Source organism: Lentiprolixibacter aurantiacus (genome assembly GCF_026241225.1).
Lineage (GTDB): Bacteria > Bacteroidota > Bacteroidia > Flavobacteriales > Flavobacteriaceae > Lentiprolixibacter > Lentiprolixibacter aurantiacus.
In genome coordinates, this window is sequence record NZ_JAPFQP010000001.1 from 661411 (window position 1) to 685603 (window position 24193).

Genomic DNA, 24193 nt, shown 5'->3' on the forward strand with positions numbered 1-24193 from the left:
TACCTTCTTCTCTGGGCAAATTCATAAATTTGCATCACATAGCAACCAATTCATGAGCAATTTTAAAGAAACTACCCGGGCACAGGAATCTACCAATGCCATAGAACGCTTGTATGTCACCATGAGGCATTTGTTCAACCGGGGATTTTACAAACCCACCGGGGTATCAGGGGAAAGCCTTAAAAATGCCCTGCTGTTGCTGAGGCCTGAGATCTATGGTTCTATTGCTGAGGAAAAAACAGAATTGGACGGTTTGATCTATGTACTGGACCGGCTCCCGGAAGGTATACATGAATGCCGGTATATCAATCTTACCTCAGACGAAGGCTATGCCAGTTCACACCTGAAGCCTATCATACCCCCCAAAAGGCGGCGTAATTGCTATCGTATTGATCAGGAGCAGATGAATATCGAAATTACCAGGGGCCGATCTGACATATATGATATCCTTACCCACCTTACCTTCCTGTTCATAGAATCCCAGAAAATAGCAGACAAAGTACTTATTGAAGAAACTCATGAAACTATCAGGGACTGGAAGAAGCTGGAGGCTGCTGCAACCAAAGAAAAGCTCAGCCAGGCAGAAAAGGAAACCGCATTAATCCATACCGCCAGCATTTTGGGACGCTCTTTCCTTGAGGTTATTGATATTTACAAGAAACTGGGCCGGAAGTCAGACCCGGAACGTTTCCTCAAGATCATTTACTGGCTGGGGAAACTGGCCATAGAAGAGGAAACCGGGGGAGAAAAAAGGATCATAACTTTTAGCACCCTACTCCGCGAGCGATTGGGCCACCATATCCATGGAGAACAGTGGGCCAATACCGTGAAAGACACTCTGAATAAGCACGGACTGCTGCAGCGGCCCATCCATATCATCAGCGCCAACATGCACAGCGTTATGAATTCACTCTATGCAAAAAAAGCACTGAAAAATGAATTCCCGGAAAACGGTTCCCTGGAGATTTATGAGCAACTCAGCCAGGAGGGGAACAATAAATTGCAGGATAAGGTTACCGCTGTGGCCAGGAAGAATGGTATGATTGAAATCGATGATGTTTCCGGGACCAATATTGACGTGCAGATCTTCGATATGGCGAAATTGGGCAGGGACGCCTGTTGTTATGAGTTACCTGGAGGTATACCGGATGCGGAAAAACCCGTTATATTTGTTATGGACTACGCATTCGGGGAACAGGCTTACGAAACGATAGATGAGTTGCTGAAGCCCTACAGACCCAAAGACAAACCCCCTGTTTTCCTGGATGTAGCATCAATATCCATTATGGGTAAAGCGGGTATACTGGAAGGCGGCAAGGGAGATCTGATGATCCCTAATGCCCATATGTTTGAAGGCACAGCAGACAACTATCCTTTCCAGAATGAGTTGAGCGGAGCAGATTTCGAGGGGAATGGCCTGAAAGTACGGGAAGGGACTATGGTTACAGTGCTGGGCACCTCCCTTCAAAACAGGGATATCCTGAAGTTTTTCCATGACTCTACCTGGGGGGTTATTGGCCTGGAAATGGAAGGGGTGCACTATCAGAAAGCCATACAATCCGCATCCAAGATCCGCAAAAGCATACGAGAAGACGTTAAGGTGCGTTATGCCTATTACGCATCGGATAACCCCCTGGAGACAGGAAGTACGCTGGCCTCCGGAGGACTCGGCAAGGCAGGGGTAAAACCCACTTACCTGATCACAGACAAAATTCTCAAACAAATATTTAATTCCATTTGATATGAGCGACAACCCAACCAATAATCAAAACCAGTCAGACGAAATAGATCTGGGACAATTATTCGCGATGATTGGCAGAGGATTCAACAACCTGTTTAAGGGGTTGTTGAGAGGTTTTTTATACCTCAAAAGGAATCTGGTGATACTCGCTACATTAATTATTGTGGGTGGTTTACTCGGGTTTGCACTGAAATTTGTGGTTGGGGAAGAACAAAAGCTGGATGTGATCGTAACCCCCAACCTGGACACTAAGAACTATCTCTATGATGTGGTTGCCGAAATTCAATCCGATATTAAATCCAAGGACACGGTTTTCTTTTCCTCAATGGGGATGGATATGGATAAAATGGACGGGTTTAAAATCGAAATAACCCCGTTAAAAACACAAAGTGGATCTGGCCTGGAAGATGAAATGAAGTTCCTGGAATTGCTTAAAGATTTTGACAATTCAGATGAGATAACCGATATTCTTAAGTCCGAATTAGAGGACAAGACTACCAAAGACCAACGCATTACCTTCTACTTCAAGGATGCCAAATCTGGCAAGGAATACGCCCAAAAAATAATAGACTATATCAACTCAAATCCCTATTATACTGATTTATTGAAAGTGTATACGGAGAATGCCCAGAACCGTATTAGGCGCAATGACTCGTTAATTGGGCAGATCGATGTGCTGATAAACAACTACACCCAGAAAATGCTGAAGGAACAGGCGATGACTGAGGGGCGACTTGTACTGGAAAATCAGGAGCCCCTGAACATCCCTTCTCTTTTTGAATTGAAAACCCGATTGACCAGGGATACGGAAGAAAAGAAACTGGAACTGGAAGAAACAGAAAAAGCAATTACGGTAGTTAATTTTGGCAAGCCCCACAAGGTACAGAAACCATTATTTCAAAAGGACGTTGCCCTTATTCCATTAATTTTTGTTGGTCTCTTTTTCCTTTTCTCCTTTATTCGATATTTAAACCGAAAGGCTAAAGAAATGCACGCTGGATGATGGACAAGAACCCCTCCAGGAAAATATTAATTACAGGAGGAGCCGGATTTATTGGTTCCCAGGTGGTTCGGGAGTTTGCGAAGAAGTATTCCGAGTATCATATCTACAATCTGGACGCATTGACCTATGCGGGAAACCTTGAAAATTTAAAGGACATAGAAGATGCTTCAAATTATACGTTCATTAAAGGGGATATCACCCGGCAGGATTTTATCCAAAACCTCTTTGAAAAGCATCGGTTTGATAGTGTTATCCATCTGGCAGCGGAATCCCATGTAGACCGGTCAATAACAGACCCCCTGGCCTTTGTCAAAACAAATGTACTGGGAACGGTCAGCCTGCTGAACGCCGCTCGTGATATATGGGAGGGGGCTAAAGCTGACAAGCGATTTTATCATGTAAGCACCGATGAGGTATATGGCACCCTGGGAGAGGAAGGGTTATTTACAGAAGAAACCCCCTATGACCCCAATTCTCCTTATTCTGCCTCCAAGGCCAGCTCAGACCACTTTGTAAGGGCTTATGGTGAGACTTATGGATTGCCTTATGTGATAAGCAATTGCTCAAACAATTACGGGCCCTATCATTTTCCTGAGAAGCTCATACCCTTGTTTATCAATAACATCATTAATAACAAACCATTGCCAGTTTATGGTGACGGGAATTATATCAGGGACTGGCTGTTTGTAAAAGACCATGCTGTTGCCATAGATCTGGTTTTCCATAAAGGCAGGAATGGTGAAACCTATAATATTGGTGGCTTTAATGAATGGAAGAATATTGACCTGGTGCGATTGTTATGCCAGAAAATGGATAAAAAACTGGGAAGACCTAAAGGGGCATCAGAGAAGTTGATCACATTCGTAAAGGACCGTCCCGGACATGACTTGCGATATGCCATTGATGCTGGCAAAATAAATCGTGAATTGGGATGGAAGCCATCGGTAACTTTTGAAGAAGGGCTTGATATAACCATTGATTGGTATTTGGAAAATGCGGCCTGGCTCGAGCACGTAACAAGCGGGTCTTACAAAACCTACTACGAGAGAATGTACAGAGGGAGGGAAGTAACAAAAAAGGATTAAAGATGAAAGGAATTATCCTTGCCGGGGGTTCCGGAACGCGTTTGTATCCCATTACCCTGGCAGTAAGCAAACAGCTGATGCCGGTATATGACAAACCTATGATTTATTATCCCCTGGCCACCTTGATGAGCGCAGGAATCCGTGAAATATTGATCATAACCACTCCTCAGGATGCGCCTCTTTTCGCCAAATTGCTGGGCGATGGTTCACAGCTGGGCTGCCGTTTTGAGTACGCCGAACAAAAGACCCCGGCGGGTATTGCTGAAGCCTTTCTCATTGGCAGGAATTTTATTGGGACGGATAAAGTGGCCCTGATCCTGGGCGACAACATATTTTATGGATCGGGACTGTCCAGACAATTGCAGGAGAACAGCGATCCCGAAGGTGGGATTATTTATGCCTATCACGTTCAGAACCCAAGTCGATACGGAGTAGTAACATTCAATGAAATGGGAGTGGCCGAATCCATTGAAGAAAAACCATCGGATCCCAAATCAAATTATGCCATACCCGGCATCTATTTTTACGATAATCAGGTGGTTCAACTGGCGGAGGAGATAAAGCCCAGTAAGCGGGGAGAATTGGAAATAACGGATATTAATAAGGCCTACATGCAGAAAGGGAAATTACAGGTGAGCATTATGGACCGTGGAACCGCCTGGCTGGATACAGGCACATTTGAATCCCTGATGCAGGCTGCACAATTTGTTGAGGTAATAGAAAACAGGCAGGGGCTAAAGATAGGGGCCATTGAAGAAGTGGCCTTTACCATGGGATATATTGGAAAGGAACAGTTGCGAAAGCTGGCAGAACCGCTTAAAAACAGTGGTTACGGAGAATACTTATTACAATTACTGGATTAAACAGCAAGAATTGAAGATCCACAATACAGATATTGTCGGTTGCATTGTTCTGGAACCCATTATTTACAAGGATTCCAGGGGAGATTTTATGGAGACCTTCCATAAAGCAGAACTGGAAGAGGCATTAGGATATCCAATTGATTTTGTTCAGGACAATCAGTCGGTCTCTCATAAGAATGTCCTAAGAGGATTGCATTTCCAGCGAGGGAAACATGCCCAGGCCAAGTTGGGAAGAGTAATTCAGGGAAGTGCCCTCGATGTTGTTGTAGATTTAAGAAAAGAAAGCCCCAGTTTTGGAAAGACCGTAACAATAGAACTCACCGGGGAAAACAGGCTTCAAATTTTCATACCAAAAGGAGTTGCCCATGGCTTTCTTGCTTTGGAAAACCAAACGGTATTTTCCTATAAGTGCGATGCATATTACAATAGGGAATCAGAAGCAGGTATCCTGTATAATGACCCTGATCTGTGTATTGACTGGGGTATTCCCGACGAAGACCTCATTCTTTCAGAAAAGGACAGGGCATTGCCACTGTTTAAACAGCTTTATTCATGAAGCGGGTTTTGGTAACCGGATCCAGTGGCCAACTGGGAATGACTTTACAGGAGTTGGCGCCAGAATATCCGGAAATGCGGTTCCATTTTACCGATAAATCCTCAATGGATATTACCCGGCCGGAAGAAGTCAGTCTGGTTTTTGAACAACTAAAACCCGACTACTGCATCAACTGTGCCGCTTATACCCGGGTAGACCAGGCCGAAAAGGAACCGGATGCTGCCTATGAATTAAATGTAAGGGGAGTAAAACATCTGGTAAGTGCTTGTAAGGAATCAAATACTGTGCTGATACACATCTCTACCGATTATGTATTTGATGGCACCAGGAAAGAAGGCTACGGTCCTGAAGATGTCCCGAACCCTATCAATGTTTACGGCAAAACCAAGCTTGAAGGGGAGCAACTGATCCAGGCGCATTTGGATCATTATTTTATCGTTCGCACCTCCTGGTTGTATTCCAGGAAATACGGGCATAATTTCTATAAAACTATCCTGGCCAAGGCAAAAGCCGGGGAAGCACTCACAGTAACCGATAAGGAACGGGGATGCCCTACAGACACTGTTAATCTCGCTAAATATTTATTGGATTTGATCGCAACAAGGAGTGCCGAATATGGAATAAAACATTTCTCAGACGGGGAACCCATGACCTGGTACGAGTTTGCTGAAAGCATCCTCAATGATAATGGATACAGGGATAAAGCAGACTTACAAAGGGGAGAGAATTATCGTACTTTTGCGCAGAGGCCAGTAAATTCAGTCTTGATATGATCATTTCACATCGCGGATATTGGAAAATAAACAGCGAAAAGAACACTGTAAAAGCTTTTGAACGCTCATTTTCATTAGGCTTTGGAACGGAAACTGATATCAGGGATTATAAGGGTGAATTAGTAATTTCTCATGATATGCCCAATCCTAATACTAATCATCTGTCCGTAAAAGATTTCTTTTCTATTTACAACTCCTACAATAAAACGCTTTTACTGGCTTTGAACATAAAGGCAGATGGTCTACAAGAACCATTAAACGATATAATCAAGGAGTACGACATTCGTAATTACTTCGTATTTGACATGTCTGTTCCAGATGCAATCGGATATCATAAATATAACATCAATACTTTCACTCGAGAAAGTGAATACGAAAATCCACCTAGTTTCTATGAACAAGCAAAAGGGGTTTGGATGGATGAATTTCAAGACTCCTGGATAGAAACATCCTTAATTCAGCGTCATGTTGATTCAAACAAACAAGTTTGTATTGTGTCACCAGAATTACATGGCAGGACATATGAAGATAAATGGGAGAAATATCGGGGTAGGGTAAATTTTAATTCAAATAAACATATTCACCTTTGTACTGACGTACCGGAATTAGCCAAAGAATACTTCAATGAGTAAGATTAAAGCAATTATTTTTGACATGGATGGAGTTCTCATAGATGCGAAAGATTGGCACTATGAAGCGCTTAACAAAGCATTGGCCTTATTTGGCCTTGAAATAAGCAGATATGATCATTTAGTAACTTATGACGGATTGCCTACCAGGAAAAAACTGGAGATGCTATCGGTCGAGAACGGATTGCCGAAGAAGTTGCACACTTTTATAAATAATATGAAACAGGCCTACACAATGGAAATTGTTCATTCCTTTTGCAAGCCTGTTTTTTATCATGAATATGCTTTGGCTAAACTGAAATCAGAGGGGTTTAGTCTTGCTGTTTGTTCTAACTCTATAAGGAACTCAGTTAAGGTGATGATGGAAAAATCTGCATTGATGCCATATCTGGATTTTTACCTCTCTAACCAGGATGTAACTCATGGGAAGCCTAACCCAGAGATGTATATTAAAGCAATTGAGAGATTAGGACTTAAACCTTCTGAGTGCTTAATTGTAGAGGATAACGAGAATGGAATAAAAGCAGCTGAAGGTAGCGGTGCACATGTTATGAAAGTTGAAGATGTGGAGGACGTATACTTTCAAAATATTAAAAACCATATTAACAGAATTGAAAATGGAGCATAGAAAACTAGACGTTTTAATTCCATTGGCGGGGACCAGTATTTTCTTTAATGAAAGCAACTATCCTTTCCCCAAGCCACTTATAGAAGTAAACGGAAAACCAATGATCCAGTTGGTATTGGAACAATTAAATTCAATGGAGATTGTTGAGAAATTCATTTTTGTTTTAAACAGTGAAGATTGCAGGAAATTCCATTTAGATAGTGTTCTTAGACTTTTGACCGATAATAGGTGCGAGATCATCAAGCTAGACAAAACAACCAAAGGAGCAGCTTGTAGTGTACTTATGGCTATAGATGAAATCAATCCTGAAAAAGAACTATTGATTTGCAACGGGGATCAGATAATTGAAGAAGATTACAACGATATTATTGGTCATTTCCGAACGGATGATTATGATGCAGGTGTTGTAACCTTTAATTCTGTGCATCCAAGATGGTCTTATGTTCGTTTGGATAAGAAAGGTGAAATAATAGAAACCGCAGAGAAGAGACCTTTAAGCAACTCTGCCATCGCAGGGTTCTATTATTTTAAAAAAGGCCAAATGTTTGTTGATGCCGCGATGAAAATGATTGAAAAGGGAGCTAGTGTTAATGATGCCTATTATATCGCTCCTACTTTGAATGAGCTCGTCCTGCAGAATTGCAAATTGGGAGTCTATGCTATTGAAAACGAGAAGTACCACTCATTTTATTCCCCTCAAAATATAAAAGCTTATGAGTCAATATAACCTAATCGACCTTACCGAGCAGTATATTAAAGCATTTGACTCTAAAGATTTACAAGGATTAGCTGAAATGTTGTGTGATGATTTTGTTTTAGAAGACCCCGCCGTAATTAGAGTTGAAGGAAAGGAGAACTCCCTTGTAAAAATTGCTGAAATATTCAATAATTGTGACAAGTTATCATTTACCGCACAAAACATATTCAGAGATGAAAGCAATACAATTATTGAGTTTCATTTAAAACTAGATGATCTAATGCTGAAAGGCACGGACATTATTGTTTGGAGTGGAGATAAAATGAAAGAATTAAGAGCATATTTAGACCTTCCCAAATAGTAAAGTAAATGAAAAAAAGAAACTTAAAGGAAATGACCAAGGGTTGGTTTGTAGGAAATTTTGAACCAACTGTTTATCAGACGAATGACGTTGAGGTTGCAATTAAGGAATACAATAAAGGCGATTTTGAAGATATGCATTATCATAAACTCGCAACAGAGATCACAACTATAGTTTCGGGTTCTGTTCTGATGAACGGCAAAACTTACCAGCAAGGAGATATTATAATAATTTCACCTTTTGAATCTACAGATTTCAAAGCTTTAGAAGATACTGTAACTGCAGTGGTTAAAATCCCGGGGGCTAATAACGATAAATACATGGGCATATATGAGCATTAATATAGTGATTCCAATGGCGGGCGCTGGCAGCAGATTTGCCAAAGAAGGATACTTAAAACCAAAACCATTTATTGATGTAATGGGTAAGCCCATGATAGTGAGGGTAATGGAGAATCTAGAGTATCCTGATGCTAAATATATACTGGTGGCCCAAAAGGAGCATATGGAAAGGGAGAAGGCATTAATTGAGCAAATATCTTCCAAGTATAATGCTGTTTTTGTTCCTATAGACCACCAGACAGAAGGTGCCGCCTGCACAGTGCTTCATGCAAGGAAGTATATAAATAATGACGAGCCGCTATTAATGGCAAACTCTGATCAAATTGTGGACTTTGATTTAAAAGCATACATTGAGGATTGTGTTGAAAGAGGCGGTGACGGATCTATCCTGACTTTTCGGGATATAACAAAAAATCCAAAATGGTCTTTTGCCCAAATTTCCGAAAATGGAGAAGTTGAAAGGGTAAAAGAGAAGGAGGCAATATCCGAGTATGCGACGGTTGGATTATATTTTTTTTCTAAAGGGCGTTTTTTTGTCAATTCTGCTATAGATATGATAGTTGCTAATGACAGGTCCAATAATGAGTTTTATACGTGCCCCGTTTATAACTATTCAATCAGGGAGGGAAAGAGAATATTGATCTATAATATCCCGGAAAGTAATATGCACGGAATAGGAACACCGGCAGATCTAAATGCTTTTCTTGAAAAGAATCCTTTAAACTATTAAGAAGTGAAGATTGCATTATGCTATCACGGGATTGCAAAAGGTAAAAACTTCAAAAGTGGAGGACTAGATGTTGGATATCGCAATGAGTTCGATCTAATTCAAAGAAATCTGATTTGGTCTAACCCTGATCATGATTTTGATGTTTTCATGCATTCCTGGTCCAAGGAATTTGAACAGGAGGTGGTTGATTATATGCAACCCCTTAAGTTTGATTTTGAAGAGCCTAAGGAACTAAGAAAAGCACCATTACTTCTTCTTATCAAGGAGCTTATTAAAAAAGCCTTAGGGAAGGATTATGAATTCAAACGCCTTAACAATATCTATTCGAGGTGGTATAGTTTTAAAAGATCAATTGACTTAATTGCAGAGAGTGGAAATGAATATGACCTAATAATAGCCACTCGCTTCGATATGAGCCTATTGTCACCCTTTTTACTTAACAATATTAGTCCGAGTAAGTTTTATTCAGGGGATTGGATAGGCGCTTTCTATGAAGATCGATTATTGGAAGGATACGAATACGGGGATTTCAAGCTTAATCCAAAAACGGTCTTAAATCCTATTGGCTATCCTTATGATGATAGAGGTCTTCAAGATTTCTTTTTTATATCTGGAACAGAATATATGATGACCAAATTTTCCAAAATATTTGATTACTTAGATAGGCTAATTCCAAAGTATGGGAAAAGCAATCATTTCATTGCTCTTGGCCAATTAAAAGAAACCGGGATGGAAAAAAATCATAGTCGCATCTTGAAGTATGGGGAAGATTATTTTTTATCTCGATGGCTATAAGTATGGATTTTTTAACCAAGGAAATTTTTGTAAAAGTTTTTACAACTTCCATGGTACTTCTTCGAGCGGCCTACCTTCTGTATTTCTTTGGAGCTACGGCCACTCTTGATTCCTTTTTTTTGGCAAAAGCGATAGTGGGATTGGTTGCTTTGGTAAGTATACTTTTCGAGATCGTATATTCTTCAAAACTGGTGACTTTCAAACATGATCTAAATTTCATCAAGAAATATAATATTTATATAGGACGGATAGCTCTTTTGATTTCTGTTATCGCCTTGGCATTGGCACTGATTTCAGGCACTGAGAAATTAGTTATTATAAATATGATTATACTTTCCATTTGGGCTATAATAAGTATAAATTCAAATTACTATTTGTTGATATATCGTTATCAACTTAAAAACAAACGGGTCTTATTCTATTATTCACTATTATCATTACTTGATGTAGTTATTCTGGTTGTTCTTCACAAACTCAACATCTTTGGTGATTCGCTAAGCTTCCTAGCACTTGCGATGTCACTTGTAATGTCCGAGGCAATTGTATTTTTACTGTTATTCTCAAAGTATACCTACAAAGTATTTAGCTCTGGCCAGGCTGCCCTGTGCGATGAAAAGTTGCCAGTAGTATATTTTTTTAAGGTCCTGGGAATATTAGTTGTGATAACCTTGATCGATATAACGGACAAATACTTTTTATCATTTATGGGAGAAGGAAGTATTGTTTATTATGTATATGGCTTAAAAGCCCCATTGATTATCAGACAATCCTTAGATATAAAGTCAAATTTTTTTGTTCAAATCAATGAGTTAAAGACCTTAGATGAGGTCAGACAAGTATTCTTCAAAACGCTAAAAAGACTTGCTCCTTTTTTCATGTTGGCAGCGTTGGTTTTGGTAATTGTTGTGGAGGTTTTTGGAAGTGCGATAATTTCCTTTTTTAAATTGGATAATTTACTGCTACTAAAAAAAATCATTTACATAGGCGTTATTACCGTTCTGTTTTACATGGTGTGGGACCTGTTTTATAGGTACTACTATAGATCTGGAAAAATTGACTTATTGCTTAAAGTAGCTTTCATAGGTTTTGTGTTGAATATAATCTTCAATTATATCTTTGCGATAAGCTTGAAATTGGAGGTTCTCGGAGTTCTCATTAGTACATTCAGCATATATTGTTTCTACACTGTAGTAAGCTACTATAATTTAATAGGAGTAAATAGGAAAAATGGCTGAAAGAATTATGCATATTTCATTGCGAGCAGACTATGGTGGGGCCCCGAACTATATGGATGTTATGGCCAATAACCTCAGTGATTCATATGAGTTATATTTTGCATGCCCAGAGGACAAACCATATTTTGAGAAGTGGAAATCTAATCCTCGAATAAAACAGGTTTTTGTTCTACCACACCGTAAATTTTCAGTCAAGTTTTTACTTCGACTTTCTTCCTTTATTAGAGAAAACAAAATTAAACTCATCCAGTCCAACGGTAAAGGTGCTGGCGTTTATGGCAGGCTTCTTAAATTGACTAACCCAAGATTGAAGATTATTCATGCTTATCGAGGGGTGCATATTCAGAAATACAACCTTTTACAAAAATATCTATATCTATTTTACGAAAGACTCATGTTAAGTCTTACAGACAAGGTTATCAATGTTTCAATTGGAGAAAGAGAAATCTGCATTGGCCATCGTATCCTTACAAGAGCTAAGTCTGTTCAGATTTACAATGGAATTCCGGCGATACAACCGAAAAGAACCCCCCAACTAAGTGAAAAATATAAAGGCAAGTTCGTCATAGCAACTCTTTCTAGGTTTGACTATGCAAAAAATATGGAGTCAATGATTCGTATTGCCGAAAAATGTAAATCGGAAAAGGAGATATTATTTGTATTGATTGGAGATGGCGAAGATAAAGCATCTTTAGAGCAAAAATCTCGTGAGTTGGGGTTGAATAATATTGACTTTGTTGGATTTAAGAATAAAGAGCAGATTAGCGAGTATTTGAGTAATACAGATCTTTATTTATCAACGTCGAGATGGGAGGGATTGCCATTTGCTTTAATAGAAGCTTCATCGATGAAAATCCCAATTGTAGCAAGCGATGTCGTTGGGAATAACGAAGTGTGTAAAAACGAAATCAATGGGTTTCTTTTTCCATCAGAAAATGAAGAAATAGCAAAAGAGAAAATTCTTAAAATCAAGAACGATTCTGAATTAAAGGCCTTATTAGGTGAAAATTCAAGGAAAGTGTTTGAGAACAGTTTTACGGTGGAAAAAATGGTGAAAAATCACCAAGAGTTATATCATTCTTTACTAGTATGAATAAATGGCTAACTATTTTATTGTTAACTATCCCTCTAACCTTTAAGATTGAATTGCTTGAAGGGTTCCGAATAATGCCCCAGGAGCCCTTCCTTATAATCCTGTGCTTTCTAATAACACTTAAAAATCTGAATAATAAAATTCAGAATTTCTCAATCCCTTACATTTTTCTAATTCTTTGCCTGATATTAATAATTATAAGCTCGCTGGTATCACTGTTTTTTACCTGGGATGTTATAGGAGTTGCTAAAACTCTGAAATATTTGTTATACGCATACTCTATCTTTCTTCTTCTGAATTCTCCTATCGATCATACCAAAACCAGATCTAATATGCTAAAGATTGGATCGTGGGTTGTTATTATATCATTATCTCTCTATTTATATTGGTATTGGTCTTTGGGAATGTCCTGGGGAAATTTTGTATCCTTTACAACCTGGAATGCAGAATACATGCCCACTGGTTTTAGCAATATGGTGTTGAATCTTCAAAGTGGCATGTTTGAGCGAATAGGAGGCAATCATGGCATTTATGGATCTTACCTTGTGCTATTGCTCATTTTGGCCATATTTAACTTGCAGGAAACTCATTTCAGAAGAAGTAAAATCTTTACATTACTAATTCTGATCAACATATCATTTCTCACCTCCAGAGAGACCTTATTGCTACTCATTCTAACCTTTGGATTTTATTGCACTTATATCGTTTTGTTATCTAGGTTTTCAAAAAGGTATGTTTACCTAACGCTTTTATTCCTATTCATAGGAACGATCTCTTTGTTGATATGGCAACCAGACGTAGTTCTGTTCAATAAAATAGAACACATGTTGAGCTCCTTTTCTGAAAGAGGTCGGGTTGACAATAATGTATCTTACAGACTCAATACATGGTATCTTTTTTTTCAATATATATGGGAACATCCTCAATGGATATTGTTAGGGTTTGGATTTAATAGGATCAGGTTTGAGGAGATTTTATCTATTCAAGAACAATTAGAAGGAGTAAGTTTGGCGCATGTGTCTGTACCTGAAAGCTTTTATGTTGGCACTCTGGCCTATGGAGGGATTTTCTCTCTTTTCTGTGGGATACTTTTTTTTGTTTTTCTTCTCATTTTTCTTGGCCGTCGCGGTAAATTAGGAATTCTGTTGTTCTTTTATGTAGTAGGTCTTATGCTTACCAATGGCACTGGTTCCTCAGTGTTGGCGGAATTAATGCTATCTCAGTTGGGATTGGTGTATCTATATGTTCAAAAAAATCTTGGATGAGTAGTAGAACGGTCATGCCAGTAATGGCAGGAATTGTCTTGACCATTTCCCTGGTAAGCATTCGCTATGGTAGTATTATGTGTTTGATGCTATTTTTGGCATCTGGATTTTTCCTTATAAGGGAAAAGCCTAAACTCCCTAATATTTGGGCCTATATTCCCTTTTTGATTTATATAGCACTTAACTTAGTTTTCTTTTTCTTGTCGGACGATCAGGCATTAGCAATAAAAAGACTTGAAAAACAACTGGTTTTGCTATTTATGCCTTCAGTCATATTTCTGTTTGTAAGATCTGGTGAGGATATACAAAAAAGCCTATTGGCTTTTATTGGCTCTTTATTTGTTTTATCTGTTATTTCCCTAATCATCCTTATGGAGTTTTATTTTACAAACCTGGAGTTTGTAGGTAGCATGGATGAAAATTATTTACAATGGAAATACCCCCACCTTCTTGGGATACATCCAACATATTGGAGTTATTATCTTGTTGTTGCGAGTACATTGCTATTATGGCTCCCTTTTTCTCGATTACAGAATTATGCCAGGGTAGGTCTTTTACTTATTTTTAATTTGAATCTGTTTTATCTGGCAAATAGAGCTTCTATAGCAATAAATATCGTTTTAATAGGAATTTGGCTTGTATTCTATTTAAGGCAGAAATCCGGTCGCTCTCTGTTAAAAAGAACTGCTGCTATTCTTGGCGTAATAAGCCTTGTAATTGTCTTATTTCTGCAGTCCTCGTACTTCCGTAAAAAAATTATTGATCTGATTAACGCTAAAGACGAAAGATTCTTTTTATGGGATAGATCGTTAGATATAATAGCCCAAAATGATTTTATATACGGAGAAGGAATAGGTGGAGGACAGCAGAGATTAAGAGAAATAATGATGGAGGAATATGGACAAAATGATCCAAGAGAGGAATATAAAGAGTTTGATGTCCACAACCAATATATTCATGATTACCTGGATTACGGCATATTCGGATTATTCTCAATTCTACTAATAGTTTTTTATCCGGCACGTTACATGAAGAGAATAGATAAACAAACCTTAGTCCTTGCGAGTATTATGCTGCTGTTTTTTTCATCCCAATTGGTCGAATCTGTTTTCATAAGGTTTCAAGGCAAAGTTCTATATGCAACTTTGTACCCATTATTAATTGTTTCAATTAAAATGGCAGAGGATCTGAGCAAAAACGATCATTGAGGAAGGCACATATTATATGCGAATTTGCGCTTTTGATTGCTTGATAGAATACCTTGGATATCTTTGCACAGAAAAAATATGATAAGATTGGTATCAACTGCGATTATTTTTGGAGGCTCTGGTTATATAGGTTCTAACCTTCTTAGAACCCTAATTGAAACTAGTAAGTTTGATAAGTATTATGTGTGTGATATAAACCCCTTAATTGGGTTTGATGGAAGTATTTCTAATGGATTAGTCGAATACATAAAATTAGATGTACGAAAGCCTATAGAGCTTGGAATTCAGGAAGCTTCTTTAAAAGATAGCTGGATTTTTAACCTTGCAGCGGTCCATCGCGAACCTGGCCATGATTTTTATGAGTATTTTGACACGAATGTCCCTGGTGCGGAAAATATAAATGAGTTTGCCAGAAAAACGGGCATCACAAATTTGTTCTTTACAAGTAGTATAGCACCTTATGGAAGGTCTCTTGAACAAAGAACTGAGGAATCACCTTTGTATCCGGAAACAGGCTATGGAATTTCAAAGGCACTAGCGGAAAAAATCCATGAAAAATGGATGCTAGAGGATTCAGACAGAAGACTCATTCTAGTACGTCCCAGTGTAATATTTGGCCCAAAGGATCCCGGGAATGTTTATAGAATGATCAAAGCTCTTAAAAAGGGTACTTTTATTTTACCTAATGGAGGCAATATTGTTAAGGCCTATGGGTATGTTTACGGCCTGGTGGATAGCATTCTTTTTACCATGAGTAAAAAGGATAAATATATTCTTTACAACTATGCCGAGAATCCCCTCCTTGAATTGAAGGATATGGTTGGAGAAGCCAAGAAATCACTAGGATACTCTAAGCCTACTTTAAAGATTTCAACACGGGTGCTAGCAGTTATAGCCTTCTTTGTTCAAATTGTATTTAAACTGATCGGTAAAAAGTCGGATATCCACCCTGTGCGGGTCAGAAAGGCCGGCTTTCCTACGAACATTAAACCAAAATATTTGATAGAACAAGGATTTGAATTCAAATATTCCTTTGATAATGCCCTGACGCATTGGAAAAGTGTTGCACCAGAAGATTTTGAATGAAAGTTGCATTGATACATTATTGGTTTGTTACCCGGCGTGGGGGAGAAAAAGTTGTTGAAAAAATACTTGAACTTTATCCAGATGCAGATATCTATACTTTGTTCTATGATGAAAACGTATATGGTTCTCGTTTAAAAGGACATAAAGTTTATGCTTCCATTTTAAATAATTGGTTTCTGAGAAAGTACTACCAAAAGATTTTTCCCTTATATCCATGGGGAATAAGATCACTAAGATTAAGAGAAGATTACGATTTGATTATTTCATCTGAATCTGGCCCCGCAAAGGGGGTAAAAATAAAATCTAAAAAAACTAAGCATATATGCTATATACATAGCCCAATGAGGTATTGCTGGGGCTTTACGGATGAATATCTTAGGAATATCACCGCAATCCTTAAGCCAATTGCGAGATTCTTTTTTAAGCGTCTAAGAGAATGGGATAAAACTACTGTTAACAATGTAGATGTATATGTTGCAAACTCCCACAATGTGGCAAAAAGGGTAAATAAGTATTACAAACGTAAAGCTGAAATTATATACCCTCCAATTGCGAATGAACTCTTCAATCGTCAACTAAAATCCAATTCAAATCCGGAATTCTATCTTAGTTTTGGGGCCTTAGCTCCATATAAAAGAATAGATCTGCTAGTGCAGACATTCAAAGATCTGGACAAAAAATTGGTTATTATTGGTGATGGATCCGAAAAAGAGCATCTTCAAAGAATAGCTTCACCTAATGTTAAAATTCTAGGAGCACTAGAATGGGAAGAAATAGAAGCAATTTTTAAGAATTCCAAAGCATTGCTTTTTCCCGGAGAGGAAGATTTCGGAATGATCCCTTTGGAGGTTATGGCTTATGGCATACCCGTAATTGCTTATAAAAAAGGAGGTGCGCTAGAAACGGTGATTGAAAATGAAGATCCTGGTAAATCAACCGGTCTCTTTTTTGAAGATCAAACAGTTGAGTCTTTGAAAAACGCTCTTTCAAAATTTGAAAGAATATCTTCTCAATACGACCCTTATTTCATAAGAAATCATGCTAAAAATTTCGCAGAAGACCGGTTTCTTTCGGAATTCAAGGATTTGATAGAGGAAGTCGTTTAAAGTATATCTTTGTCAAAAATTCTATTTTATGTTTACTAGAGAAGGCAGGTATTCATTTATGATAAGCCCATTATCATATTTGCTTGACCTTCTGATAATCAATTTATTGGCTCATTTTCTGCCCTTGCAATTTCAATTTCCCTTGGTATTTCACACATACATCTCCCTGGGTTGGATTATCATTGCAATATTAACTGAGTTCTATGCGATTTATAGGTATTCAAAAGTTACCTACATTTTAAGATTGCTAACCAGGCAGCTATTTTTCTTCTTTTTAATCCTCTACGCTTTTATTGGCTTCTTTAAACAGCCTAACATGAGCCGACTTGCCCTGGCTCAATATGCTGGGTTGGTTTTTTTCACAGTTTCAATCCTGAAATTCATAAGCTATTATTTGTTGATGAATTATCGGGGAAAGATAAAGGGGAACCTTCGAAACGTTGTAGTAATTGGAAAAAACAAAAAAACACAACAGCTTATTGACGTATTTAATGAACATGCCGAGTTTGGATACGATTTTAAAAAGCAATTCTGCCCAAAAGAAGATGTTTTTAATATCTATAAGTGCTTCAGGTATATAGTAGACAATAACATAGACGAAATATACTGCTCGGTATCTGAATTGTCCAATACACAGATTGATGAAATCATCAATTTTGCAGACAATAACCTCAAAACACTCAAGTTTCTGCCCGATAATAAGAACATTTACACCAAGAAACTGAAGTATGAGTATTATGATTATCTGCCTATTCTTTCGCTACGGGATATTCCCCTGCATAAACCATTAAATGCATTGGTCAAGAGGACCTTCGATATCGTTTTTAGCTTGGTGATGATATTTGGACTTTTGATCTGGATAGGTCCAATCCTCGCCATCCTGATAAGCTTGGAATCAAGAGGCCCCTTGTTTTTTATCCAGAAGAGATCGGGACTGGATAATAGGCCATTCAACTGCTATAAGTTCCGTTCCATGGCTATGAACAAGGATGCAGATAAGCATCAGGCCAGGAAGAATGATATGCGTATTACCAAGATAGGAAAGTTCATACGCAAAACCAGCATTGATGAACTCCCCCAGTTCTATAACGTTTTGTTTGGAAATATGTCTGTGGTAGGGCCCAGACCCCATATGTTGAAACACACGGATGAATATGCCAGCAGGGTGGATAAATTTATGCTCCGTCATTTTGTAAAACCTGGTATTACCGGGCTCGCTCAGGTAAAAGGATATCGAGGGGAAATACAAAAAGAAAGTGATATACAGAACCGGATTAAGCTGGATATCTTCTACATCGAAAACTGGTCGTTTCTACTCGACTTGAAAATAATTGTACAAACCATTCTGAATATTTTTAAAGGCGAAGACAAAGCCTATTAAATATAGAGTGCTGACTCTCACATTTTTTAAACGTATTTTTGCACCGGCTATATACATGGATATAGCCATTAGTTTATAATTTTAAACAGGAATAAAGCCTGATATATGAAAGTATCCGTTATTGGAACCGGCTACGTAGGACTGGTCTCGGGAACCTGCCTGGCAGAAACCGGAAATGACGTGGTCTGTGTAGACATTGATGCCGATAAAGTAAAACGCATGCAAGGTGGGGAGGTGCCTATCTATGAACCTCACCTGGACGTGCTGTTTGAACGAAATATAGAGGCTGGCCGACTTACCTTTACCACCTCTTTGGCCGAAGGGCTGGAACATGGAGAAATTATTTTCCTGGCTTTGCCTACTCCGGAAGATGAGGATGGTTCTGCAGACCTCAAATACGTTCTTGGAGTCGCTGATCAAATAGGAAAACTCATGACCAGTTATAAAGTCATTGTTGACAAAAGTACGGTCCCGGTGGGCACCTCGGAAAAAGTGTACGCTGCCATTTCCAAAAATGCCCGCTGCGAATTCGATGTGGTATCCAATCCTGAATTTCTTCGCGAAGGCTTCGCTGTGGACGATTTTCTTAAGCCTGAGCGTATCATTATAGGTTCTGCCTCGGAACGCGCCACAGACCTTATGAAAAAGCTATACAAGCCTTTTGTGCGATCCGGGAACCCCATGATCGTCATGGATGAGAAATCAGCCGAGCTTACCAAGTATGCGGCTAACTCCTTCCTCGCGACCAAAATCACCTTTATGAATGAAATTGCCAACTTCTGCGAAAAGGTTGGGGCAGATGTGGACAAAGTCAGAATTGGCATGGGTACGGATTCCCGTATTGGCAAACGTTTCCTGTTTCCCGGTATTGGATACGGCGGTTCCTGCTTTCCCAAGGATGTTAAAGCGCTGTATAAATCGGGAAAAGATGTGGATTATAATTTCCAGATATTGGATTCTGTGATCCAGGTCAACCAGAACCAGAAAAAAGCCCTTATCCCCAAGATCAAAGCCTTTTTTAGCGGAGACCTTAAAGGAAAACATATTGGTGTATGGGGGCTGGCATTTAAACCGGAAACGGACGATATCCGGGAGGCTTCTTCCCTGGTCGTGATTGACGAGCTGTTGAAACTGGGTGCTGAGGTTACTGCTTTTGACCCTGAGGCCATGGATAATGTAAAGCGTAAACTGGGTGACAGCATATCCTTTGCCCCGCGTATGTACGGAGCTCTGGAAGAGGCAGATGCGCTGGTCATTTGTACGGAATGGGGCGTATTCCGGAACCCGAATTTCACACTGATGAAAGAATTAATGAAACAGCCTGTTATCTTTGATGGGAGAAACCTCTATGATGTGGCCGAAATGGCATCCGAGGGCTTCCACTATGAATCCATCGGACGGGACAAGGCAACACTGGATAAGTAAAAAGTATTGAAAAGGGTTTTAATTACAGGGGCAGCAGGCTTTTTGGGCTCACATTTGTGCGATCGTTTTATCGCAGAAGGGTTCCATGTCATTGGAATGGACAACCTCATTACGGGAGACCTGAAAAACATCGAACACCTTTTTAAATTGGAGCATTTCGAATTCTACCACCACGATGTAACTACCTTTGTCTATGTACCCGGAGAACTCGAATACATACTGCATTTTGCTTCTCCTGCCAGTCCCATCGATTATTTAAAAATACCCATTCAGACACTTAAAGTGGGAGCCCTCGGCACCCACAACCTGCTGGGTCTCGCCAAGGAAAAGAAAGCACGCATCCTTATTGCCAGCACCTCCGAGGTCTACGGGGACCCGCTTGTACACCCGCAGTCTGAGGATTATTACGGGAATGTAAACACCATTAGTCCGAGGGGGGTATATGACGAAGCCAAAAGATTCCAGGAATCCATTACCATGGCCTATCATCGCTTTCATGGGCTAGACACCCGTATTGCAAGGATCTTCAACACCTATGGCCCCAGAATGCGGCTCAATGACGGCAGGGTAATCCCGGCCTTTATGGGACAGGCACTCCGGGGTGAGGACCTTACCGTGTTCGGAGATGGCTCACAGACCCGCTCTTTTTGCTATGTGGATGATCAGATTGAAGGAATCTTTCGCCTGCTACATGCGGACTACCACATGCCGGTGAATATTGGCAACCCTGGTGAAATTTCAATTAAAGACTTTGCAGAAGAAATCCTGAAGCTCACCGGTACCGAACAGAAGATCATCTATAAACCCCTTCCTGAAGATGACCCCATGCAACGTCGCCCTGATATCAGCAGGGCAAAAGAATTGCTCGGATGGGAACCTAAGGTCAAGAGGGCCGAAGGAATGAAAAAGACCTGGGACTACTTCAAAACGCTGTCAAAGGAAGAACTTCAGAAAAAAGAGCACAGAGATTTTTCCAAAAGAAATCGGAAATAACATCCACCTTCACTTTAATAAAGGCAAGCATACGTTGCCAGAATAGATCTGCAAATCCTATTTTTGTGGAAACCATTTCGGCATGAATATTTTAATACTCGGATCGGGCGGAAGAGAACACACATTTGCCTGGAAAATCGCGCAAAGCAAACAATTGAACCAACTCTATATAGCTCCTGGAAATGCCGGTACATCAGGCTTAGGAGTAAACCTGCCTATTGCGGTAAATGACTTTGACTCCATAAAGGCAGCTGTCCTCGAGCATCAGATCGACATGGTAATAGTTGGACCCGAAGATCCGCTGGTAAATGGTATTCACGATTATTTCCTGGACGACAGGGAAATTGCCCATATACCCGTGATAGGGCCTCAAAAGGAGGCCGCTCAGCTTGAAGGGAGCAAGGAGTTTGCCAAAGCCTTTATGTGGCGCCACAATATTCCAACAGCCGCATATCAAAGCTTTACCAAAGATACCCTGGAAGACGGTTATGCCTTCCTGGAAACCCTCTCTCCTCCCTATGTTCTTAAGGCTGATGGGCTCGCTGCAGGCAAAGGAGTCCTTATCCTTCAGGACCTCAATGAGGCAAAGCAGGAATTAAAAGCTATGCTGCAGGACGCCAAGTTTGGCGCTGCCAGTGCCACTGTGGTTATCGAGGAGTTTCTGGATGGAATAGAATTGAGTTGTTTTGTGCTTACCGATGGGAGGAATTTCAAAATTTTGCCAACAGCCAAAGACTACAAACGTATTGGGGAAGGGGATACCGGACTCAACACCGGGGGAATGGGCGCCATTTCTCCCGTTCCTTTTGCCGACGAATCTTTTATGGATAAAGTCCGCCGGCAGATTGTAATTCCAACAGTAAGGGGTCTGGAAGCGGACCAACTCCCGTATAAAGGATTTATATTCATAGGATTGATCAATGTTGGGGGCAACCCTAAAGTTATTGAGTATAACGTTCGCATGGGAGACCCGGAAACCGAAGTTGTGCTGCCCAGGCTTAAAAGTGATATGATATCCCTCTTGCTTGCGGTACATGAAGGTAAACTGGATGAGGTTGAACTGGAGATCGATAAGCGAACAGCCACTACGGTTATGGCAGTTTCAGGAGGGTATCCGGAAGCCTACAACAAAGGGTATGCTATCCACGGCCTTGAAAACATTGAAGATGCCCTGGTATTCCATGCAGGAACGCGATCAGAAAGCGGTCAGGTCCTTACAAACGGGGGCAGAGTGCTGGCGGTTACCTGTTTTGGGGAAAACCAGCAGCAGGCGCTGGCCAAATCATACGAGAACCTCGCAAATATCGACTTTGAGAAAATGTATTACCGAAAAGACATCGGATTTGATCTATAGGTAAGAGTGTGCGGTGATGCTTTTATCTTCCTCTCCGCTGGCATCGTATTTCTTAAGCTGGCCAAGCCAGTAAACCATAGCAATTGCGCCTATTACGATAAAGGTCCAGTTTATGATATTGGAAGTCCACCAGTTTTCCATGAACCGAAAAAAGTCATAGGGGAAGAATAATCCGTTAACGAATAAATCCTCTATGCCCTCAAAAAATGCTCTCATCTTGGTTATCTTTACGGGCAAAAATATAAAATACGGGGATGATATCAAGTGTTTTTGGCAAAACAAAACCGATTAATTACATCATCCTGCTATCCATACTGTTCGTAATCTACTGGGCAGTCAACTTTTATCTTTTTGAACAGGCATTTTCGTTGGCCAACTGGGTTTGGAAAACCATCGCACTGGGTTTTCTGATGTTTACCCTTTTTGTTGTCAATTTTGTAGTAAAGCGCAATCAAATAACGGAATCCAGCACCTATGCTATATTGTTCTTTACGCTGTTTATAGCCTTTTTCCCGGAGGTATTGCGGGACACCAATGCCATTTTTTGTGGATTTTTTATTTCACTGGCGTTCAGGCGTATCGTTAGTTTGCGTTCGTTGCGCAATGTTAAACTAAAACTGTTCGATGCTTCATTATGGATCGTTACTGCCAGTATTTTTTATGACTGGGCCCTGGTCTTCATGGCCCTGGTATTTATTGCGATCTATATGTATGAGCCCAAAAATTTCAGGAACTGGCTGATCCCCATTGCAGCTGCTACAACAGTGCTTTCCATCCTGTTCGCTATTCTGTCTCTTTCGGGAAATACAACCTATCTTTCAGACCATTTCTCCTTTACCATAGACCTTAAGTTGGACCTGTTGTATGCAGAACCCCACGGGATAAAAATAATAGGTTATGTGCTCTTAGTCCTGGTTACAGGGCTTCTCGCCTTTGCAAGAATAGGTAAACTGGGCCTGGGTAGGATACTGAGCATGCGCCTGATAGTTGTGTGTTTTATTGTGGGTCTTCTGGTTACAATGCTGGAAACTTCTCCCAGTGCATTCCCTGTTTTTATTACATTCTTCCCTGGAGCCACACTGGTTACCAAGTATGTGGAGACCATCAAACGCACGAGATTGAAGGAAGTATTCCTGACTTTTACCGTATTAATTCCTTTGATAACCTGGATTGCCCAACATGTTGTGAATTAAGGGTATCTTTGTGCAAATTATTTCATTATGTTCAGTGAATCTGCCTTTCAAATTTTCGAAAAGTGTATTGAGGACTACCACATAAAGGATGATGTGGACCAGCCATTTGAGAATCCGTATCCAAACGACGACATTGCCCACCTGCTCTATAGAAAAAACTGGATAGACACGGTCCAATGGCATTATGAAGACCTGATCAGGGACCCGGAAATTAATCCTGAAGATGCGCTGGTCCTCAAAAGAAAAATAGACGCCAGCAACCAGGATCGGACCGATCTGGTTGAGTATATTGACAGCTATTTTCTGAATAAATACCGATCGGTTCAAATTAAGGAAAACGCCACGATCAATACGGAGAGCCCTGCATGGGCGGTAGACAGATTATCTATCCTGGCCCTTAAAATCTACCATATGCAGGAGGAAGTTGATCGGAAGGACGCGAGCGACACCCACAGGCAGAACTGCAAAACTAAGCTGGACGTGCTGTTGCAACAAAAAATAGATTTATCGCTAGCTATAGACCAGTTATTGTTAGACATTGAGGCTGGCAATAAATACATGAAGGTTTACAAGCAAATGAAAATGTACAATGATGAGGAGTTAAACCCTGTCCTCCGAGGTGAAAAATAACCCCCGCTTTTTACTGGTTATC

General features: G+C 40.0%; 26 protein-coding genes. 25 read left to right on the top strand and 1 reads right to left on the bottom strand.

From position 1 onward, the window contains the following. The first annotated feature begins 52 nt into the window (after nt 1-52). From OO016_RS02865 to purD, 23 genes are all read left to right on the top strand, one after another. Entirely contained in the window at nt 53-1741 is a 1689-nt protein-coding gene (locus OO016_RS02865; RefSeq protein ID WP_266010665.1) for a DUF6909 family protein, read from the top strand. Between the two features lies 1 nt (nt 1742). Next, nucleotides 1743-2744: a hypothetical protein gene (locus OO016_RS02870; RefSeq protein WP_266010667.1), complete on the top strand. Its 1002-nt coding sequence runs from the start codon at nt 1743-1745 to the stop codon at nt 2742-2744. Then, nucleotides 2741-3829: a dTDP-glucose 4,6-dehydratase gene (gene rfbB / locus OO016_RS02875; protein WP_439649297.1), complete on the top strand. Its 1089-nt coding sequence runs from the start codon at nt 2741-2743 to the stop codon at nt 3827-3829. Before OO016_RS02870 ends, rfbB begins: the two co-directional genes overlap by 4 nt. Nucleotides 3830-3831: 2 nt before the next feature. Continuing rightward, nucleotides 3832-4692 (top strand): glucose-1-phosphate thymidylyltransferase RfbA, encoded by an 861-nt coding sequence (rfbA, locus tag OO016_RS02880; RefSeq protein WP_266010669.1) that lies wholly within the window; start codon nt 3832-3834, stop codon nt 4690-4692. A 10-nt stretch (nt 4693-4702) separates the two neighbouring features. Beyond that, on the top strand, nt 4703-5248 hold the full coding sequence (rfbC, locus tag OO016_RS02885) for a dTDP-4-dehydrorhamnose 3,5-epimerase (RefSeq protein ID WP_266010671.1): 546 nt from the start codon (nt 4703-4705) through the stop codon (nt 5246-5248). Beyond that, nucleotides 5245-6021, top strand: coding sequence for a dTDP-4-dehydrorhamnose reductase (rfbD, locus tag OO016_RS02890; RefSeq protein WP_266010673.1), 777 nt, complete (start codon nt 5245-5247; stop codon nt 6019-6021). Before rfbC ends, rfbD begins: the two co-directional genes overlap by 4 nt. Continuing rightward, nucleotides 6018-6653, top strand: a complete 636-nt coding sequence (locus OO016_RS02895) for a PI-PLC domain-containing protein (RefSeq protein WP_266010675.1) — start codon at nt 6018-6020, stop codon at nt 6651-6653. Before rfbD ends, OO016_RS02895 begins: the two co-directional genes overlap by 4 nt. Next, on the top strand, nt 6646-7278 hold the full coding sequence (locus OO016_RS02900; protein WP_266010677.1) for an HAD family hydrolase: 633 nt from the start codon (nt 6646-6648) through the stop codon (nt 7276-7278). Before OO016_RS02895 ends, OO016_RS02900 begins: the two co-directional genes overlap by 8 nt. Next, on the top strand, nt 7268-8005 hold the full coding sequence (locus OO016_RS02905; protein ID WP_266010679.1) for a glycosyltransferase family 2 protein: 738 nt from the start codon (nt 7268-7270) through the stop codon (nt 8003-8005). Before OO016_RS02900 ends, OO016_RS02905 begins: the two co-directional genes overlap by 11 nt. Continuing rightward, nucleotides 7992-8336 (top strand): nuclear transport factor 2 family protein, encoded by a 345-nt coding sequence (locus tag OO016_RS02910; RefSeq protein WP_266010681.1) that lies wholly within the window; start codon nt 7992-7994, stop codon nt 8334-8336. The genes OO016_RS02905 and OO016_RS02910 overlap by 14 nt, the downstream gene beginning before the upstream one ends. Nucleotides 8337-8344: 8 nt before the next feature. Further along, a complete protein-coding gene (locus OO016_RS02915) occupies nt 8345-8677 on the top strand; it encodes a hypothetical protein (RefSeq protein ID WP_266010683.1) in 333 nt (110 codons plus the stop codon). After that, nucleotides 8667-9407, top strand: coding sequence for a glycosyltransferase family 2 protein (locus tag OO016_RS02920; protein ID WP_266010685.1), 741 nt, complete (start codon nt 8667-8669; stop codon nt 9405-9407). The genes OO016_RS02915 and OO016_RS02920 overlap by 11 nt, the downstream gene beginning before the upstream one ends. 3 nt (nt 9408-9410) lie before the next feature. Next, nucleotides 9411-10202 (top strand): hypothetical protein, encoded by a 792-nt coding sequence (locus tag OO016_RS02925; RefSeq protein ID WP_266010687.1) that lies wholly within the window; start codon nt 9411-9413, stop codon nt 10200-10202. Next, entirely contained in the window at nt 10193-11437 is a 1245-nt protein-coding gene (locus OO016_RS02930; RefSeq protein ID WP_266010690.1) for a hypothetical protein, read from the top strand. Before OO016_RS02925 ends, OO016_RS02930 begins: the two co-directional genes overlap by 10 nt. Continuing rightward, nucleotides 11430-12530 (top strand): glycosyltransferase, encoded by a 1101-nt coding sequence (locus tag OO016_RS02935; RefSeq protein WP_266010692.1) that lies wholly within the window; start codon nt 11430-11432, stop codon nt 12528-12530. The genes OO016_RS02930 and OO016_RS02935 overlap by 8 nt, the downstream gene beginning before the upstream one ends. A 332-nt stretch (nt 12531-12862) precedes the next feature. Further along, the gene (locus tag OO016_RS02940; RefSeq protein WP_266010694.1) at nt 12863-13795 is read left to right on the top strand and encodes an O-antigen ligase family protein; all 933 of its coding nucleotides are present in this window, start codon (nt 12863-12865) and stop codon (nt 13793-13795) included. Continuing rightward, nucleotides 13792-15003 (top strand): O-antigen ligase family protein, encoded by a 1212-nt coding sequence (locus OO016_RS02945; protein WP_266010696.1) that lies wholly within the window; start codon nt 13792-13794, stop codon nt 15001-15003. The genes OO016_RS02940 and OO016_RS02945 overlap by 4 nt, the downstream gene beginning before the upstream one ends. 78 nt (nt 15004-15081) lie before the next feature. Further along, a complete protein-coding gene (locus OO016_RS02950) occupies nt 15082-16089 on the top strand; it encodes an NAD-dependent epimerase/dehydratase family protein (protein WP_266010698.1) in 1008 nt (335 codons plus the stop codon). Further along, a complete protein-coding gene (locus OO016_RS02955) occupies nt 16086-17195 on the top strand; it encodes a glycosyltransferase (protein WP_266010701.1) in 1110 nt (369 codons plus the stop codon). Before OO016_RS02950 ends, OO016_RS02955 begins: the two co-directional genes overlap by 4 nt. A gap of 58 nt (nt 17196-17253) precedes the next feature. After that, nucleotides 17254-18576: an exopolysaccharide biosynthesis polyprenyl glycosylphosphotransferase gene (locus OO016_RS02960; RefSeq protein WP_369413830.1), complete on the top strand. Its 1323-nt coding sequence runs from the start codon at nt 17254-17256 to the stop codon at nt 18574-18576. A 105-nt stretch (nt 18577-18681) separates the two neighbouring features. Next, entirely contained in the window at nt 18682-20001 is a 1320-nt protein-coding gene (locus OO016_RS02965) for a UDP-glucose dehydrogenase family protein (protein WP_266010705.1), read from the top strand. A 6-nt stretch (nt 20002-20007) separates the two neighbouring features. Then, a complete protein-coding gene (locus OO016_RS02970) occupies nt 20008-20994 on the top strand; it encodes a UDP-glucuronic acid decarboxylase family protein (RefSeq protein ID WP_266010707.1) in 987 nt (328 codons plus the stop codon). A gap of 82 nt (nt 20995-21076) precedes the next feature. After that, the gene (gene purD, locus OO016_RS02975; protein WP_266010709.1) at nt 21077-22348 is read left to right on the top strand and encodes a phosphoribosylamine--glycine ligase; all 1272 of its coding nucleotides are present in this window, start codon (nt 21077-21079) and stop codon (nt 22346-22348) included. Here the strand turns inward: purD and OO016_RS02980 are convergent. Further along, complete coding sequence (locus OO016_RS02980) at nt 22343-22564, bottom strand: DUF6341 family protein (RefSeq protein ID WP_266010711.1); 222 nt, start codon at nt 22562-22564, stop codon at nt 22343-22345. The genes purD and OO016_RS02980 overlap by 6 nt on opposite strands. A 38-nt stretch (nt 22565-22602) precedes the next feature. Here OO016_RS02980 and OO016_RS02985 point away from each other — a divergent pair, with 38 nt between their 5' ends. Together OO016_RS02985 and OO016_RS02990 are read left to right on the top strand one after the other, a co-directional pair. Continuing rightward, complete coding sequence (locus OO016_RS02985) at nt 22603-23541, top strand: hypothetical protein (protein WP_266010713.1); 939 nt, start codon at nt 22603-22605, stop codon at nt 23539-23541. A gap of 27 nt (nt 23542-23568) precedes the next feature. Beyond that, complete coding sequence (locus OO016_RS02990) at nt 23569-24171, top strand: DUF4254 domain-containing protein (RefSeq protein ID WP_266010715.1); 603 nt, start codon at nt 23569-23571, stop codon at nt 24169-24171. Nucleotides 24172-24193: the final 22 nt, after the last annotated feature.